The following is a 16,082-nucleotide window of genomic DNA, read 5'->3' as shown; positions in this document are numbered from 1 at the left end:
CCCGTCGCCTTGGCCGCCGCCTTGACCGGGGCGGCCGGGGCGTCGGCGAAGTCGCCGGGCAGGATGTCGCGCAGGAACTTGCCGGTGTGGCTCTCCGACACGGCGGCGATCTGCTCGGGCGTGCCCTCGGCGACCACGGTGCCGCCGCCGGAGCCGCCCTCGGGGCCCATGTCGACGATCCAGTCGGCGGTCTTGATGACGTCGAGGTTGTGCTCGATGACGATCACCGTGTTGCCCTTGTCCACCAGGCCGGTGAGCACCTTGATCAGCTTGCTGATGTCCTCGAAGTGCAGACCGGTGGTGGGCTCGTCCAGCACGTAGACGGTCCGGCCGGTGGAGCGCTTCTGCAGCTCCGAGGCGAGCTTGACGCGCTGGGCCTCGCCGCCGGAGAGGGTCGGCGCGGACTGGCCGAGCCGGACGTAGCCGAGGCCGACGTCGTTGAGCGTCCGCAGGTGGCGGGCGATCGCCGGGACGGCCTCGAAGAAGCCGAGGGCCTCCTCGATCGGCATGTCCAGCACCTCGGCGATGGACTTGCCCTTGTAGTGGACCTCCAGCGTCTCCCGGTTGTACCGGGCGCCGTGGCAGACCTCGCACGGCACGTAGACGTCCGGCAGGAAGTTCATCTCGATCTTGATGGTGCCGTCACCGGAGCAGTTCTCGCAGCGGCCGCCCTTGACGTTGAACGAGAACCGGCCGGGCAGGTAGCCGCGGACCTTGGCCTCCTGGGTCTCCGCGAAGAGCCGCCGGACGTGGTCGAACACGCCGGTGTAGGTGGCCGGGTTGGAGCGCGGGGTGCGGCCGATCGGCGACTGGTCGACGTGCACCACCTTGTCGACCAGCTCGGTGCCGGTGATCCGGGTGTGCCGGCCGGGCACCGTGCGGGCGCCGTTCAGCTCCCGGGCGAGGTGGGTGTAGAGGATGTCGTTGACCAGGGTGGACTTGCCCGAGCCGGAGACGCCGGTGATCGCGGTGAAGGTGCCGAGCGGGAAGCCGACCGTGACGTCCTTGAGGTTGTGCTCGCGGGCGCCGTGCACGGTGAGCTGGCGCTTGCGGTCCCGCTCGCGGCGGGCGTCCGGGATCGGGATGAAGCGCTTGCCGGAGAGGTACTGGCCGGTCAGCGACTCCTTGTTGCCGAGCAGCTGCTTCAGCGAGCCGGAGTGCACCACCTTGCCGCCGTGCTCGCCGGCGCCGGGGCCGATGTCGACCACCCAGTCGGCCATCTTGATGGTGTCCTCGTCGTGCTCGACGACGATCAGCGTGTTGCCGATGTCGCGCAGCCGGACGAGGGTCTCGATCAGCCGGTGGTTGTCGCGCTGGTGCAGGCCGATGGACGGCTCGTCGAGCACGTAGAGCACGCCGACCAGGCCGGAGCCGATCTGGGTGGCGAGCCGGATGCGCTGGGCCTCGCCGCCGGAGAGCGTGCCGGCCGCGCGGTCGAGCGATAGGTAGTCCAGGCCGACGTCGACCAGGAAGCGCAGCCGCTCGTTGACCTCCTTGAGGACGCGCTCGGCGATCTGCTTGTCCCGGGCGTTGAGCTTCATCGCGCCGAGGAAGTCCGAGCAGTCGCTGATCGACATCGAGGAGACGTCGGCGATCGACCGGCCCTCGACGGTGACCGCGAGCACCACCGGCTTCAGCCGGGTGCCCCGGCAGGTGGGGCAGGGCACCTCGCGCATGTAGCCCTCGAAGCGCTCGCGGCTGGAGTCGCTCTCGGCCTCCTGGTGGCGGCGCTGGATGAACGGCACCGCGCCCTCGAAGCCGGTGCTGTAGGAGCGGTCGCGCCCGTACCGGTTGCGGTAGCGGACCTGCACCTGGTGCTTGTGGCCGTACAGCAGCGCCTTCCTGGCGCGGGCCGGCAGCCCGGCCCAGGGGATGTCGGTGCGGAAGCCCAGCTCCCCGGCCAGGGCGTCGATCAGCCGCTGGAAGTACTCCTTGGTGTGGCCGCCGGACCACGGGTGGATGGCGCCCTCGTCCAGCGAGCGCTCCTCGTCGGGCACCACCAGCTCCGGGTCCACCTCCATCCGGTTGCCGAGGCCGGAGCAGTCCGGGCAGGCGCCGAACGGCGAGTTGAACGAGAACGAGCGGGGCTCCAGCTCCTCGAACGACACGTCGTCGTAGGGGCAGTAGAGGTGCTCGGAGTACATCCGCTCGCGCTCGGGGTCGTCCTCGGGGAGGTCGACGAAGTCGAGCACCACCATGCCGCCGCTCAGCCGCAGGGCGGTCTCCACCGAGTCGGTCAGGCGGCGCTTGGCGCTCTCCTTGACGGTGAGGCGGTCGATCACCACCTCGACGGTGTGCTTCTCCTGCTTCTTGAGCTTGGGCGGCTCGGCGAGCTGGACCGTCTCGCCGTCCACCCGGGCGCGGGCGTAGCCCTTGGACTGGAGGTCGGCGAAGAGGTCGACGAACTCGCCCTTGCGTTCGCGGACCACCGGGCTGAGGACCTGGAAACGGGTGCCCTCGGCGAGTTCGAGCACCTTGTCGACGATGGCCTGCGGGGACTGCTTGGCGATCGGGCGGCCGCAGTGCGGGCAGTGCGGCTTGCCGATCCGGGCGAACAGCAGGCGGAGGTAGTCGTAGACCTCGGTGATGGTGCCGACGGTCGACCGCGGGTTGCGGTTGGTGGACTTCTGGTCGATCGAGACGGCCGGGGAGAGGCCCTCGATGAAGTCGACGTCGGGCTTGTCCATCTGGCCGAGGAACTGGCGGGCGTAGGACGACAGCGACTCGACGTAGCGGCGCTGGCCCTCGGCGAAGATGGTGTCGAAGGCGAGCGAGGACTTGCCGGAGCCGGAGAGGCCCGTGAAGACGATGAGGGAGTCGCGGGGCAGGTCGAGCGAGACGTTCTTGAGGTTGTGCTCGCGAGCACCGCGGACGATGAGGCGGTCGGCCACTGCTTCTGGCGCCTTTCTCCGGGGCGAGAGGGCTGGGATTCGAAAGGTGTACTTCTTCCAGGATGCGGCAGCCAGCCTACTAGCTCACGCGTTCGATTAACGACCATGTCCAGCCGGGTCCACCCGAACGAGTGAGGGCGGCCTGCGGAGTCTTGACACACGGTCCGCGAAGCCCCTGCTCAGCGGCGGGAAACGCGGGTAGCGTCGTCCCCCGTGTCACCCCTTCAACGAGCGGAGCCCCGTGCGGGCAACGCGCCGTCCCCGATGGAAGGCCGATCCGAGATGACCGACCCGCAGTCCGCCGCCGAACGCGCCGCGCACCACCTCGCCCTGGTCGAGGAGGCCACCCTGCACCTGCTGCACACCGTCGCCGAGCTCAAGCCCGACGCCGTCGCCGAGCCCTCCGCGCTGCCCGGCTGGAGCCGCGGCCACGTCCTCGCCCACCTCGCCCGCAACGCCGACTCCCTGGTCAACCTGCTGGACGGCGCCCGCACCGGCACCGACATCCCGCAGTACACCAGCGAGGAGGCCCGCGACCAGGGCATCGAGGAGGGCGCGCCCCGCCCGGTGGACGTCCAGCTGGCCGACCTGCGGGCCACCGGCGAGCGCTTCGCCGCGGCCGCCGCCCGGCTGCCCGCCGAGGCCTGGGCCGCCGAGGTCCGGCACCGCAGCGGCGCGGTCTTCCCGGCCTCCGACATCCCCGGGAGGCGCCTGGCGGAAGTCGAGTACCACCACGTCGACCTGGACGCCGGCTACACGCCCGCGCACTGGCCGGCCGAGTTCGCCTCCGCCGAGTTCCGCCGCCTCGCCGGCAAGCTGGCCGGCGCCGACCTGCCCGCCGTCGAGCTGCTCGCCGAGGACACCGCCGAGCGCGCCGTGATCGGCACCGGCGCCCCCGCCCTGACCGTCGAGGGCCCCGTCCGCGCCCTGCTCGCCTGGCTCTCCGGCCGCGCCGGCGGCGACGGCCTGCGCCGCACCCCCGACACCGCGCTGCCCCCGCTTCCCCCGCTGGGCTGACGGCGCGAGGATGATCCTGATCCCCTGTAGCCGGACGAGGAGCGGACGATGACGTACCACGGAGCGGTCAAGGTCGGCGGACCGCCGGACGTGCGCGAGCTGGCGCACCTGATCATCACCAAGGTGGCGGTCGGGCCCTACGACAACAACGCCTACCTGCTGCGCTGCCGCGACACCGACGAGCAGCTGCTGATCGACGCGGCGGCGGACGCCCCGGTGCTGCTGGAGACGGTCGGCGAGAGCCTGGCCACCGTGGTCACCACCCACCGGCACCACGACCACTGGGGCGCGCTGGCCGAGGTGGTCGCCGCCACCGGGGCGCGCACCGCGGCCGGCCAGCACGACGCGGAGGGCATCGAGGTCCCCACCGCGCTGCCGCTCGCGGACGGCGACACCCTCACGGTGGGCCGCTGCGCGCTGACCGTCCGGCACCTGGTCGGCCACACCCCCGGGGCGATCGTGCTGGTCTACGACGACCCGCAGGGCCACCCGCACGTGTTCACCGGCGACTGCCTCTTCCCGGGCGGGGTCGGCAACACCTGGGGCGACAAGGAGGCCTTCGAGAGCCTGTTCCGGGACGTCGAGGAGAAGATCTTCGACGCCCTGCCGGACGAGGCCTGGGTCTACCCCGGCCACGGCAACGACACCACCCTCGGCGCCGAGCGCCCGCACCTGTCCGAGTGGCGCGAGCGCGGCTGGTAGCCCCCGGACGCGAACGGGGCGGGCCCGCGACCACTGCTCGGTCGCGGGCCCGCCCGGCTCCGGGGGGAGGCGCGTTCGTCAGGCGTCCAGCTTCTGCGGCTCGTCCGGCTCGGCCAGGGCGGCCCGCTTGGAGGCCATCAGGCTGGTCACGGTGGTGATGGCGAGGACGACCACGATGAAGCCCAGCGAGAACGGGATGCCGATCTCCGGGACGTGCACACCCTGCTCGTGCAGCGCGTGCAGGACCAGCTTCACGCCGATGAAGCCGAGGATCACCGACAAGCCGTACGAGAGGTGGACCAGCTTCTTCAGCAGGCCGCCGATCAGGAAGTACAGCTGGCGCAGGCCCATCAGGGCGAAGGCGTTGGCGGTGAAGACGATGTACGGGTCCTGGGTCAGGCCGAAGATCGCCGGGATCGAGTCCAGCGCGAACAGGACGTCGGTGGTGCCGATCGCCAGCATGACGATCAGCATCGGGGTCATCAGCCGGCGGCCGTTCTGCCGGATGAAGAGCTTGGTGCCGTGGTACTTGTCGGTCGACGGGAAGCGCTTCTCGATCGACTTGAGGAGGCGGTTCTCCTCGAACTCCTCTTCCTCCTCGTCGGCCCGCGCCTCCTTGATCAGCTTCCACGCGGTCCAGATCAGGAAGCCGCCGAAGATGAAGAAGACCCAGGAGAACTGGGCGACCAGCGCGGCGCCGCCGGCGATGAAGATCGCGCGCAGCACCAGGGCGATGATCACACCGAACATCAGCACGCGCTGCTGGTAGATCCTGGGCACCGCGAACTTGCCCATGATCAGGATGAACACGAAGAGGTTGTCGACGCTGAGCGACTTCTCGGTGATGTAGCCGGCGAAGAACTCACCGGCCGGCGTCGCGCCGGAGTGCCACCAGAGGAAACCGCCGAAGATCACGGCCAGCACGACCCAGACCGTGGTCCAGATGCCGGCTTCCTTGATCGACACCTCGTGCGGCTTGCGGCCGCCGATGAAGAAATCGGCGGTGATCAGGGCCAACAGCACCACGATGGTGCCGACCCAGAGGCTTACGGAAACGTCCACTACTGCTCCTCCGGCAGGTAGGCGAGACAGTCATCGTCACTGCCGGAGGTCTCTTCCGCCCGTCGGACGCGCGCGAGGGCGCGTCCGCGGACCAGCGCCCCGGGGCACCGCGACGGGTGCCCGTGATGACGGGGACGGCTGCGTGGGAATACTCCCCTCCGCTGCAAGAAGGGTAACAGCATTCCCAAACAAAGGTAAAGAAGGTAAAGACCCGTCAGATCGCGGCGTCAGAGGAACGGCTCGATGGCCGGCAGCAGGTCCTGGAAGGTCCGGCCCTTGGCCGGGGCGCCGATCGCCTGCATCTCCCAGCCGCCGTCGCCGTCCCGGAACACCTTCGCCATGATCTGGCCGGTGTGCGGGCCGCCGCCGGTCAGCTCGTAGCGGGCCAGCTCCAGCCCGGTCGACTCGTCCACCAGCCGGCAGTGCGCGTTCTGCACCTCGGCGAAGGTCTGGCCGGTGTACGAGCTGACCGTGAACACCACCTGGGTGATCTGCGGCGGCACGTGCGCCAGGTCCACCAGGATCGACTCGTCGTCCTCCCCCGCCCCCGCGCCGCCGACCAGGTTGTCCCCGGTGTGCCGGACCGAGCCGTCGGAGCTCTCCAGGTGCTGGAAGAACACCACGTCGGAGGGGGTCCGGTCGGCGTACAGCAGCGCCGAGGCGTCCAGGTCGATCTGCCTGGTCCGGCTGCCGAACAGGCCCCGCCGGGGCGCCGCCCGCCAGCCGAGGCCCATCCGGACCACGGTCAGCGTCTCCCCCGGCCCCTTCTGCAGACTGACCCGCTGGCCCTTGGCAAGGTTCACCGACACGGCGCATGTCCTCTCTGCCCGGCCGTGCGGGAACCCCGCGCCGGCTCCACGGTGGAACACCCCGTTGCCGTCCCCCGGCTGAGGCCCCCTCTTCCGGCCGCCCTGTCCCGGAGCGGCCCCGCAGGAAAGCCTAGGCCCTGCGGTCGAACGCGCTGTCCGCCCTGTACCCCTTCGCGGCAGGGCTGAGACACCGCCGGGCTCGGCCGGGAACGGAACCGGCCAAGCCCGGCGGGCGGCTGTGCGGGGCCGGCTACGCGATACCGGCCTCGCGCATCTGCCGCAGCTCCTTCTTCAGCTCCTTGACCTCGTCGCGCAGCCGGGCCGCCACCTCGAACTGGAGGTCCACCGCGGCGGCGTGCATCCGGTCCGTCATCGACTGGATCAGCTCGGCCAGCTCGGCCGCCGGCAGCGACTTCGCCGGCTTGCGCTCGGCGCCGAGCGCCGGCACCGGGGCCTTGGCGCCCTTCGCGCCGCCCGCGCCCCGGTAGCCGCTGGACAGCAGCTCGCCGGTGTCCACGTCCTCCCGGGCCAGGGTGTCCAGGATGTCGCCGATCTTCTTGCGCAGCGGCTGCGGGTCGATCCCGTGCTTCTTGTTGTACGCCTGCTGCACCTCCCGGCGGCGGTTGGTCTCCTCGATGGCCTTCTCCATCGACGGGGTGATCCGGTCCGCGTACATGTGGACCTGCCCGGAGACGTTGCGCGCGGCGCGGCCGATGGTCTGGATCAGCGAGGTGCCGGAGCGCAGGAAGCCCTCCTTGTCCGCGTCCAGGATCGCCACCAGGGAGACCTCGGGGAGGTCCAGGCCCTCGCGGAGCAGGTTGATGCCGACCAGCACGTCGTACTCGCCCGCCCGCAGCTCGCGCAGTAGCTCGACGCGGCGCAGCGTGTCGATGTCGCTGTGCAGGTACCGCACCCGGATGTCCAGGCCGAGCATGTAGTCGGTGAGGTCCTCGGCCATCTTCTTGGTGAGCGTGGTGACCAGGACGCGCTCGTCCTTCTCCACCCGCTTGCGGACCTCGTGCACCAGGTCGTCGATCTGGCCTTCGGTCGGCTTGACGATCACCTCGGGGTCGATCAGGCCGGTCGGGCGGATGATCTGCTCGACCTGGCCGTCGCCGCGCGACAGCTCGTACGCGCCCGGGGTCGCCGACAGGTAGACGGTCTGGCCGATCCGCCCCAGGAACTCCTCCCACTTCAGCGGGCGGTTGTCCATCGCGGACGGCAGCCGGAAGCCGTGCTCGACCAGGGTGCGCTTGCGCGAGGCGTCGCCCTCGTACATCGCGCCGATCTGCGGGACGGTGACGTGCGACTCGTCGATGACCAGGAGGAAGTCCTCCGGGAAGTAGTCCAGCAGGGTGTTCGGCGCGGAGCCGGGCTCGCGGCCGTCGAAGTGCATGGAGTAGTTCTCCACGCCGGAGCAGGTGCCGATCTGCCGGAGCATCTCCAGGTCGTAGGTGGTGCGCATGCGCAGCCGCTGGGCCTCCAGCAGCTTGCCCTGCTTCTCCATCCGGGCGAGGGTCTCCTCCAGCTCCTTCTCGATGCCGTTGACCGCGCGCTCCATCCGCTCCGGGCCCGCGACGTAGTGCGAGGCCGGGAAGACGTACACCGAGTCGTCCTGGCTGATGATCTCGCCGGTGAGCGGGTGCAGCGTGTACAGCGCCTCGATCTCGTCGCCGAACATCTCGATCCGGACCGCGAGCTCCTCGTAGACCGGGAAGATCTCGATGGTGTCGCCGCGCACCCGGAAGGTGCCGCGGGTGAAGGCGAGGTCGTTGCGGGTGTACTGGATGTCGACGAAGCGCCGGAGCAGGACGTCCCGGTCGATCTCCTCCCCGACCTTCAGCCGCACCATCCGGTCCACGTACTCCTGCGGCGTGCCGAGGCCGTAGATGCAGGAGACGGACGCGACCACGATCACGTCCCGGCGGGTGAGCAGCGAGTTGGTCGCGGAGTGGCGCAGCCGCTCGACCTCCTCGTTGATCGAGGAGTCCTTCTCGATGTAGGTGTCCGTCTGCGGGACGTACGCCTCGGGCTGGTAGTAGTCGTAGTACGAGACGAAGTACTCGACCGCGTTGTTCGGCAGCAGCTCGCGGAACTCGTTCGCCAGCTGCGCGGCCAGCGTCTTGTTCGGCGCCATCACCAGGGTGGGCCGCTGCAGCTTCTCGATCATCCAGGCCGTGGTGGCCGACTTGCCGGTACCGGTGGCGCCGAGCAGGACGACGTCCTTCTCCCCGCCCCGGATCCGCCGCTCCAGCTCCGCGATCGCCGCCGGCTGGTCGCCGTTGGGCTGGTAGGGACTGACGACCTCGAAGGGCGCCACTGACCGCTCAATACTCGTGATGGGTCGCACGCCTCCACCGTACGACCCACCACCGACAACCGAGGCCGGTCCGCCCGCTCAGTTCCTGGCGCTGTCGCGGGCGAGGGCGACGAGGCGGGAGATGGCGCGCAGGTACTTCTTGCGGTAGCCGCCGCGGAGCATCTCCTCGGGGAAGACCTGGTCGAAGGGGAGGCCGGAGGCGGTGACGGGGAGTTCGCGGTCGTACATGCGGTCGGCGAGGACGACCAGGCGCAGGGCGGTGGACTGGTCGTCGACCTGGCGCACGCCGCGCAGGCAGACGGCGGTGACGTCGTCCAGCAGGGCGCCGTAGCGGCTGGGGTGGACGGCGGAGAGGTGGGCGAGGAGGGCGTCGAAGTCGTCGAGGGAGGCGCCCGGGGTGCGGGCGGCGACGGCGTCGACCTCGGCGGCCGGGCGGGGCGGCGGGGCGTCCGGCAGGCCGCGGTGACGGTAGTCCTGGCCGTCGATCCGCATCGGGCGGAAGTGCGCGGACAGGCCCTGGATCTCGCGCAGGAAGTCGGCGGCGGCGAAGCGGCCCTCGCCGAGCTTCTCGGGCAGGGTGTTGGAGGTGGCGCAGAGCTTGACGCCGTTCTCCACCAGGCGGCCGAGCAGGGTGGAGACCAGGACGGTGTCGCCCGGGTCGTCGAGCTCGAACTCGTCGATGCACAGCAGGGTGTGCCCGGACAGGGTCCGCACGGCCTGCTGGAAGCCGAGCGCGCCGACCAGGTTGGTCAGCTCGACGAAGGTGCCGAAGGCCTTGGGTCCGGGGGCGGCGTGCCAGAGCGAGGCGAGCAGGTGGGTCTTGCCGACGCCGTAGCCGCCGTCCAGGTAGACACCGGCCGGGCCGGCCGGGGCCGGGGCGGTGCGGCGGAACCAGCCGCGCTTGGGGGCGGAACCGTTTCCGCTGCTGAGCGTGCCGGCGAACTGCTCCAGGACCTGCACGGCCTCGTACTGGCTGGGCTGGGCCTGGTCCGGGATGTACGTCCCGAAGCTCACGTCGGAGAAGCGCGGCGGCGGCACCATCTCGGCGACCAGGCGCTCGGCGGGGACGACGGGACGCCGGGAGGCGAGGGCTATCGGCTCGGTCGCGGTGGCGGGGCGGGAAGCTGCGGGCACGGTCCACAAGGGTACGCCCGGCCGGGTCGGGCCAGGGACCCGCACCCGGTGGAACACTGGGGGCATGCGACAGCTGATCAGCCCCTTGCTGGAGACCCCCGACGATCCGGGCTCGCTGGAGGCGCTCGCCGCCGTCTACGCGTACCCCGAGCAGGTGAACCGGGGGCGTCCCTGGCTGCGCGCCAACATGGTGGCGGGGCTGGACGGCGGGGCCCGGCTGGACGGGCTCTCCGAGGGGCTCTCCGGCGACGCCGACAAGCGGATCTTCGGGGTGCTGCGGGCCCTGTCGGACGTGGTGCTGGTGGGTGCCGAGACGGTGCGGGCGGAGGGGTACCGGCCGGCCCGGGCGCGGGCCGACTTCGCCGAGGCGCGCCGGGCCGCCGGGCAGGCGCCGGCCCCGGCGATCGCCATCGTCAGCCGCTCGCTCGGGCTGGACCTCGCGGCCCCGCTGTTCACCGAGCCGCTGGTGCGCACCGTGGTGATCACCACCGAGGACGCGCCGGTGCGCAGCCTGGCGGCGGTGACCGAGGTGGCCGACGTGATCGCGGTCGGCCGGGGCGCGGTGGACCTGCGGGCGGCGGTCGCGGCGCTGGCCGAACGGGGCTGGACGCGGATGCTGACCGAGGGCGGGCCCCGGCTGCTGGGGCAGCTGGCCGCCGAGGACCTGCTGGACGAGCTGTGCCTCTCGCTGGCGCCGCTGCTCACCGGCGGCGACGCGCCGCGCATCCTGCACGACGCGCGAATGCCGGACGTGCAGCGGATGCGGCTGGTCTCATTGATCGAGCAGAAAGGATTCCTCTTTACCCGCTACCTGCGTCCGACCGTCTCATGACCTCCGGATCGTGATCCCGGTCCCAGTTGGGACCTCCTCCGCGTGGCCCGTGTGCCGGGTGGGGAGCGTGCGGAAAGCTTCCGCCGGGCAGTATGGGATGCGAAGCCGGAGCCCGGGGGCCGGCGACTGGAAGGGACTCACGTGTTCAAGACGGTACTGATGATCGAAAAGGCGCTCTCCGACGACGACGTGGCGCTGGTCACGACGCTCCACAGCGAGGAGAAGGTGTCCTTCGTCGTCCTGATGCAGCCGCGCGGCAGGCAGGACGAGCTGCTGCGGGCGCTCGACGACGTCGCCCTCGGCCACCTGGACAAGGTGGTGCACGAGCACGACGAGTCGGAGAGCGCGCCGACGGTGGCCACCGAGTCGCTGGAGCACAGCCTGCGCCACCTGCGCGAGGCCGGTGCCGAGGCGGTCGGCGAGCTGGTCGAGGACAAGCCGCTGGACCGGCTGCGCGCCGTGGTGGAGGAGCACCAGGCCGACGAGGTGGTGGTGCTCACCTCCCCGCACTTCGTGGAGGAGTTCTTCCACCGCGACTGGGCCTCCCAGGCCCGCCACAAGGTGGGCGTCCCGGTGCTGCGGCTGTTCGCCAGCGACTCCTGACGCGGCCCCGACGTGGTGCAGAATCGTCCTTGCGGTCCGGCCGCGAGGACGATTCGCACGTCGTCCGCCCTCCCCTGATCCCCGCCCGTACGGAGCCCCGCTTTGAACGACGCCGCGCACGACCTGCACGCCCCGCACTTCATCGGCATCGGCGGCGCCGGGATGTCCGGTCTGGCGAAGATCCTCGCGGTCCGCGGGGCCAGCGTCTCCGGCAGCGACGCCAAGGAGTCCGAGACCGTCCGCGCGCTGCGCGCCCTCGGTGCCGGCGTGCACATCGGGCACGCCGCCGAGAACGTGCCGGACGGCGCGAGCAGCATCGTCGTCTCCAGCGCCATCCGCGCCGACAACCCGGAGCTGGCCGCCGCCCGCGAGCGCGGCATCCCGGTCGTGCACCGCTCCGACGCGCTGGCCGCGCTGATGGGCGGACGCCGGGCGCTGGCCGTGGCCGGCACCCACGGCAAGACCACCACCACCAGCATGCTCGCCGTCGCCCTCGGCGAGCTGGGCCTGGACCCGTCCTACGCGATCGGCGGCGACCTCGACGCGCCCGGCTCCAACGCCCGGCACGGCACCGGCGAGATCTTCGTCGCCGAGGCCGACGAGAGCGACCGCAGCTTCCACAAGTACGCGCCCGAGGTGGCGATCGTGCTCAACGTGGAGCTGGACCACCACGCCAACTACGCCTCGATCGACGAGATCCACGAGTCCTTCGAGACCTTCGTCGGCCGGATCGTGCCCGGCGGCACCCTGGTCGTCTCCGCCGACCACGACGGCGCCCGCGAGCTGACCTCCCGGGTGGCCGGCCGCGCGGACCTGAACGTGGTCACCGTCGGCGCCGCCGAGGACGCCGGCCTGCGCGTGCTGTCGGTCGTCGCGCACGGCATGACCAGCGAGGTCACCGTGCTGCTGGACGGCGCCGAGCTGACCTTCACCGTCTCGGTGCCCGGCCGGCACTACGCCCACAACGCGGTCGCCGCGCTGGCCGCCGGCGTCGCGCTGGGCGTCCCGGCCGCCGACCTGGCCAAGGCGCTCGGCGCCTACACCGGCGTGCGCCGCCGGCTCCAGCTCAAGGGCGAGGCGGGCGGCGTCCAGGTGATCGACTCCTACGCCCACCACCCGACCGAGATGACCGCCGACCTGGAGGCGATCCGGGAGGCCACCACCGGCCGCGTCCTGGTGGTCTTCCAGCCCCACCTGTTCAGCCGCACCCAGCAGCTCGCCGAGGAGATGGGCGCCGCGCTGGCGCTGGCCGACGCCTCCGTGGTGCTCGACATCTACCCGGCCCGCGAGGACCCGGTCCCCGGCGTCACCAGCGAGCTGATCATCGACGCGGCCCGCCGGGCCGGCGCCGAGGTCACCGCCGAGCACGACTTCGCCGCCGCCCCCGCGGTGCTGGCCGGCCTGGCCCGCCCGGGCGACCTGCTGCTCACCATGGGCGCGGGCGACGTCACCAACCTCGGTGAGGAAATCCTGGAGCACCTCGCGAACGTTGCCACCAACGTCTGAGTCCCCCGACGTGGAGCCGTCATGAGCTACGAGATCGAGAAGACCGACGCCGAGTGGCGCGCCCAGCTCACCCCGGAGGAGTACCACGTCCTCCGGGAGGCCGGCACCGAGCGCCCGTTCACCGGCGAGTACACCGATACCAGGACCGTCGGCGTCTACGGCTGCCGGGCCTGCGGCGCCGAGCTGTTCAGCTCGGAGACCAAGTTCGACAGCCACTGCGGCTGGCCGTCCTACTACGCGCCGCTCGCCGGGGACCGCGTCCAGTACATCGAGGACACCTCGCTCGGCATGCGCCGGGTCGAGGTCCGCTGCGCCCGCTGCGGCGGGCACCTCGGCCACGTCTTCGAGGGCGAGGGCTACGGCACGCCGACCGACCAGCGGTACTGCATCAACTCGGTCTCGCTCACGCTGAAGCCGGCGGAGTAGCGCGCGGTACGGCGAGGCCCGGGCACCCCGAGGGTGTCCGGGCCTCGTCGTGTCATCCGCCGACCGGGGTGAAGTGGACCGGGAGGCGGACCAGGGCGCGGTGGAAGGGGCCGGGGCGCCAGTGCAGGGCCTCGGCGGGTTCGGCGAGGGCGAGGTCGCCGATCCGGCTGGTCAGCTGCTCGATCGCGGTGATCGCGATCAGCAGGGCCGGGTCGCGGGCCGGGCAGGCGTGCGGGCCGGCCGCCCAGGCCAGGTGGGCGGACTCGCCGCCGCGCAGCCCGGCGGTGTCCACGGTGTCGGCGGCGGCCGGCGGGGCGGCCTGGGAGTTGGCGGCCGCGTAGGAGACCAGGACCAGCGAGCCGGCCGGGATCGCGCGGCCGTGGAAGGTGACGTCGACGCGCGGGTAGTGGGCGGAGAGGTTGGCCAGCGGCGGCTCGTGCCAGAGCACCTCGTCGATCGCCTGGTGCGCCGTCATCGCGCCGCCGAACAGCGAGCCGGCGTAGCGGGCGTCGGTGAGCAGGCGCAGCAGGGCGTTGCCGATGAGGTTGGTGGTCGGCTCGTTGCCGGCGATCATGGTGAGGGTGATCTGCCGGACCACCTCGTCGTTGTCCAGCCCCGCCGGGTGGGTGAGGAACCAGGAGGTCAGGTCGTGCCGGGGCCGTTCGCGGCGCTCGGCGACCATCCCGGTGACCACCTCGACGAGGTCCGTGTACGCGGCGACCGCCTGCCGGGTGGACTCGATCGAGCCGATGATGCCGGCCACCAGCCGCTCCCGGTGCTCGTCGGGCACGCCGAACCCGGTGGTGAGCACGTGGACGGGCAGCCGGCGGGCGTAGTCGGCGATGAGGTCGGCGGTGCCGGCCTGCCCGAAGGCGTCGATCAGCCGGTGGGCGACCTCGGCGACCCGGCGCTGCAGCTGGTGCGGTTCCAGCAGCGCCAGGCCGTCGGTGATCACCTGCCGGTAGCGGGCGTGCGTCGCGCCGTCGCTGAACAGCGCGGTCGGCCGGTAGCCGAGCACCGGCAGCAGCGGGGAGTCCGGCGGGACGGTCCGCTGCCAGGCGCGGGAGTCCTTGGAGAAGGTGTCGGTGTCGCGCAGCAGGTCGAGGGCGGCCTGGTAGTCGGTCACCAGCAGGGCCGCGACGCCGGGTGCGATCTCCACCTCGGCGACCGGGCCCTGGCGGCGCAGCCGCTCGTAGACGGCCTGCGGGTCGGCGGCGAAGGCCGGGCCGTGCAGGGCGGCCGGGGGGTGCGCGGAAGGGGTGGTCATGGCTGCTCCGGGGCCGGGGCGGAGGCGGGCAGGCCGTGCAGGACGTGCTCGGTGAGCGCGATCAGGGCGTCCAGGCTGGAGCCGCGCTCGCGGGCGTCGCAGAGCACCAGCGGGGTGCTCGCGTGCAGGTCGAGGTGGCTGCGCAGCACCGGGGCCGGGTGGACCGGCGAGTCGGGGAAGCGGTTGACGGCGACCGCGTAGGGCAGCCCCTGCTCCTCGACCATGTCCATGATCTCGAAGGAGTCGGCGAGCCGGCGGGTGTCCGCCAGGACCAGGGCGCCGATGGCGCCGCGCGCGATGTCCTGCCAGAGCGGGAAGAACCGCCGCTGGCCGGGGGTGCCGAACATGTAGAGCACCAGCTCGCCGGGGAGGGTGAGCCGGCCGAAGTCGACCGCGACCGTGGTGGTGGTCTTGCCGGGCAGGCCGGCGACGTCGTCGACGGGGGCGCCGGTCTCGGTCATCGCCTCCTCGGTGTGCAGGGTCGGGATCTCCGAGAGGGTGCGGATGAAGGTGGTCTTGCCGACGCCGAAGGGGCCCGCGACCACCAGCTTCATCAGGGTCTGTTCGGGGTCGGGCAGGTAGCCCACCCGGTCCGGCCGCCCCGGACCGGGCGGGTTACCGGAGAGTGCGGAGTCCAACGAGGAGCCTCTCGACGAGGGAGCGGTCGGTCTGCTGGGCGCGGGGGATCGGCGCGCGGGCGTGCAGGCAGCCCGCCTCGACCAGATCGGCCGCGAGGAAGACCGTGGCGCTGACCGGCAGCCGCAGGTGCGCGGCCGCCTCCACCACGGTGAGCGCGCCGGGTCGTAAGAGGTCCCAGAGCCGCCGGTGCTCCGCCTCCAGCTCCGCGAGCGCCGAGGGCTGCTCGGCGCCGGTCGCGAACAGCACGGTGAGCCGTTCGAAGCCGTCGCCGCCCGGGCGGGTCCGGCCGCCGGTGGCCAGGTAGGCGGGCACCATTCGCCTGCGGGGGGTGGGGGTCATGACCGCGCGGGGGCGTCCTGCCGCCTGGCCGGGCTCGCCAGCGCCCGACCCAGGGCGGCCACCTGGACCTGCATCTGGTAGGCGACGTTGCCGAGTTGGGCGTCGGGGGTGGTGAACACCGCGAGCGAGGTGTTCTCGCCGGCCGGGACGACGACGGCGAAGCCGAGCTCGGACTCGACCACGGTCTGGGCCAGCCGGGGCTGCTCGGCGTCGGTGAAGGCGGTGGTGAACGCCCGGGCGGCGGCGTGCACGGTGGCGGTCATCGCGGCGACCCGCTCGGCGGAGGCGCGGGCCAGGCCGTCGGAGGCGGCCTCGACCAGGCCGTCGCCGGTGGCGACCACCGCGTGCACGACGCCGGGGAGCTCCAGGAGCGGGGTCAGCACCCAGGCGATGCCGTCGGTCTCGGACGGGCTGGGCGTGGTGCGGGTGGGGCTGGGCGTGCTGCTCACGGCGCGGCTCCTCAGGGGGTCTGGGTGGTGCGGCGGCCGGACGCGTCCGCGGGGCCGGCGCCGGTGTGGGCGGCGTCGGGGCGGGG

The 16,082-nt window shown here is 72.1% G+C and carries 15 protein-coding genes; 6 read left to right on the top strand and 9 right to left on the bottom strand.

The window, feature by feature from the left end; genetic code table 11:
• A partial coding sequence (uvrA, locus tag ABD308_RS02600) for an excinuclease ABC subunit UvrA (RefSeq protein ID WP_344324842.1) occupies positions 1–2,891 on the bottom strand: 2,891 nt, incomplete at its 3' end.
• Between the two features lie 282 nt (positions 2,892–3,173).
• Here uvrA and ABD308_RS02595 point away from each other — a divergent pair.
• Positions 3,174–3,908, top strand: coding sequence for a maleylpyruvate isomerase family mycothiol-dependent enzyme (locus ABD308_RS02595; RefSeq protein WP_344324839.1), 735 nt, complete (start codon positions 3,174–3,176; stop codon positions 3,906–3,908).
• A gap of 48 nt (positions 3,909–3,956) precedes the next feature.
• On the top strand, positions 3,957–4,610 hold the full coding sequence (locus ABD308_RS02590) for an MBL fold metallo-hydrolase (RefSeq protein WP_344324836.1): 654 nt from the start codon (positions 3,957–3,959) through the stop codon (positions 4,608–4,610).
• A 78-nt stretch (positions 4,611–4,688) separates the two neighbouring features.
• Here ABD308_RS02590 and ABD308_RS02585 read toward each other — a convergent pair whose 3' ends face one another.
• The 4 genes from ABD308_RS02585 to zapE all read right to left on the bottom strand — a co-directional run bounded on the left by ABD308_RS02585 (position 4,689) and on the right by zapE (position 10,001).
• Positions 4,689–5,672 carry a TerC family protein gene (locus tag ABD308_RS02585; RefSeq protein ID WP_344324833.1) on the bottom strand — a complete coding sequence of 328 codons (984 nt, stop codon included), beginning with the start codon at positions 5,670–5,672 and terminating at the stop codon, positions 4,689–4,691.
• A gap of 227 nt (positions 5,673–5,899) precedes the next feature.
• Positions 5,900–6,481 (bottom strand): TerD family protein, encoded by a 582-nt coding sequence (locus tag ABD308_RS02580; protein WP_344324830.1) that lies wholly within the window; start codon positions 6,479–6,481, stop codon positions 5,900–5,902.
• A 250-nt stretch (positions 6,482–6,731) separates the two neighbouring features.
• Complete coding sequence (gene uvrB, locus ABD308_RS02575) at positions 6,732–8,831, bottom strand: excinuclease ABC subunit UvrB (RefSeq protein WP_344324827.1); 2,100 nt, start codon at positions 8,829–8,831, stop codon at positions 6,732–6,734.
• A 48-nt stretch (positions 8,832–8,879) separates the two neighbouring features.
• On the bottom strand, positions 8,880–10,001 hold the full coding sequence (zapE, locus tag ABD308_RS02570; RefSeq protein ID WP_425554674.1) for a cell division protein ZapE: 1,122 nt from the start codon (positions 9,999–10,001) through the stop codon (positions 8,880–8,882).
• Between zapE and ABD308_RS02565 the strand changes: the two genes are divergently transcribed.
• The 4 genes from ABD308_RS02565 (at position 10,000) to msrB (ending at position 13,302) form a co-directional block, all read left to right on the top strand.
• Positions 10,000–10,767 (top strand): pyrimidine reductase family protein, encoded by a 768-nt coding sequence (locus ABD308_RS02565; RefSeq protein WP_344324822.1) that lies wholly within the window; start codon positions 10,000–10,002, stop codon positions 10,765–10,767. The two genes, zapE and ABD308_RS02565, sit on opposite strands and share 2 nt — an antisense overlap.
• Positions 10,768–10,908: 141 nt before the next feature.
• Positions 10,909–11,370, top strand: a complete 462-nt coding sequence (locus ABD308_RS02560; RefSeq protein WP_344324819.1) for an indole-3-glycerol phosphate synthase — start codon at positions 10,909–10,911, stop codon at positions 11,368–11,370.
• A 123-nt stretch (positions 11,371–11,493) separates the two neighbouring features.
• The gene (murC, locus tag ABD308_RS02555) at positions 11,494–12,876 is read left to right on the top strand and encodes a UDP-N-acetylmuramate--L-alanine ligase (RefSeq protein WP_344324957.1); all 1,383 of its coding nucleotides are present in this window, start codon (positions 11,494–11,496) and stop codon (positions 12,874–12,876) included.
• A 21-nt stretch (positions 12,877–12,897) separates the two neighbouring features.
• Positions 12,898–13,302 (top strand): peptide-methionine (R)-S-oxide reductase MsrB, encoded by a 405-nt coding sequence (gene msrB / locus ABD308_RS02550; RefSeq protein WP_344324816.1) that lies wholly within the window; start codon positions 12,898–12,900, stop codon positions 13,300–13,302.
• A 52-nt stretch (positions 13,303–13,354) separates the two neighbouring features.
• Here msrB and ABD308_RS02545 read toward each other — a convergent pair whose 3' ends face one another.
• The 4 genes from ABD308_RS02545 to ABD308_RS02530 are packed head-to-tail and all read right to left on the bottom strand — an operon-like array spanning position 13,355 to position 15,996.
• The gene (locus ABD308_RS02545) at positions 13,355–14,569 is read right to left on the bottom strand and encodes a cytochrome P450 family protein (RefSeq protein WP_344324813.1); all 1,215 of its coding nucleotides are present in this window, start codon (positions 14,567–14,569) and stop codon (positions 13,355–13,357) included.
• Positions 14,566–15,207 (bottom strand): GTP-binding protein, encoded by a 642-nt coding sequence (locus tag ABD308_RS02540; RefSeq protein WP_425554673.1) that lies wholly within the window; start codon positions 15,205–15,207, stop codon positions 14,566–14,568. Before ABD308_RS02540 ends, ABD308_RS02545 begins: the two co-directional genes overlap by 4 nt.
• A complete protein-coding gene (locus ABD308_RS02535) occupies positions 15,185–15,547 on the bottom strand; it encodes a DUF742 domain-containing protein (RefSeq protein ID WP_344324810.1) in 363 nt (120 codons plus the stop codon). The genes ABD308_RS02540 and ABD308_RS02535 overlap by 23 nt, the downstream gene beginning before the upstream one ends.
• Positions 15,544–15,996 (bottom strand): roadblock/LC7 domain-containing protein, encoded by a 453-nt coding sequence (locus tag ABD308_RS02530; RefSeq protein WP_344324807.1) that lies wholly within the window; start codon positions 15,994–15,996, stop codon positions 15,544–15,546. The genes ABD308_RS02535 and ABD308_RS02530 overlap by 4 nt, the downstream gene beginning before the upstream one ends.
• Positions 15,997–16,082 lie beyond the last annotated feature (86 nt).

The sequence above is a fragment of the Kitasatospora putterlickiae genome (genome assembly GCF_039527695.1).
Taxonomy (GTDB): domain Bacteria; phylum Actinomycetota; class Actinomycetes; order Streptomycetales; family Streptomycetaceae; genus Kitasatospora; species Kitasatospora putterlickiae.
The sequence above is the reverse complement of the archived record's forward strand: the minus strand, read 5'-3'. Positions and strand labels throughout refer to the sequence as shown.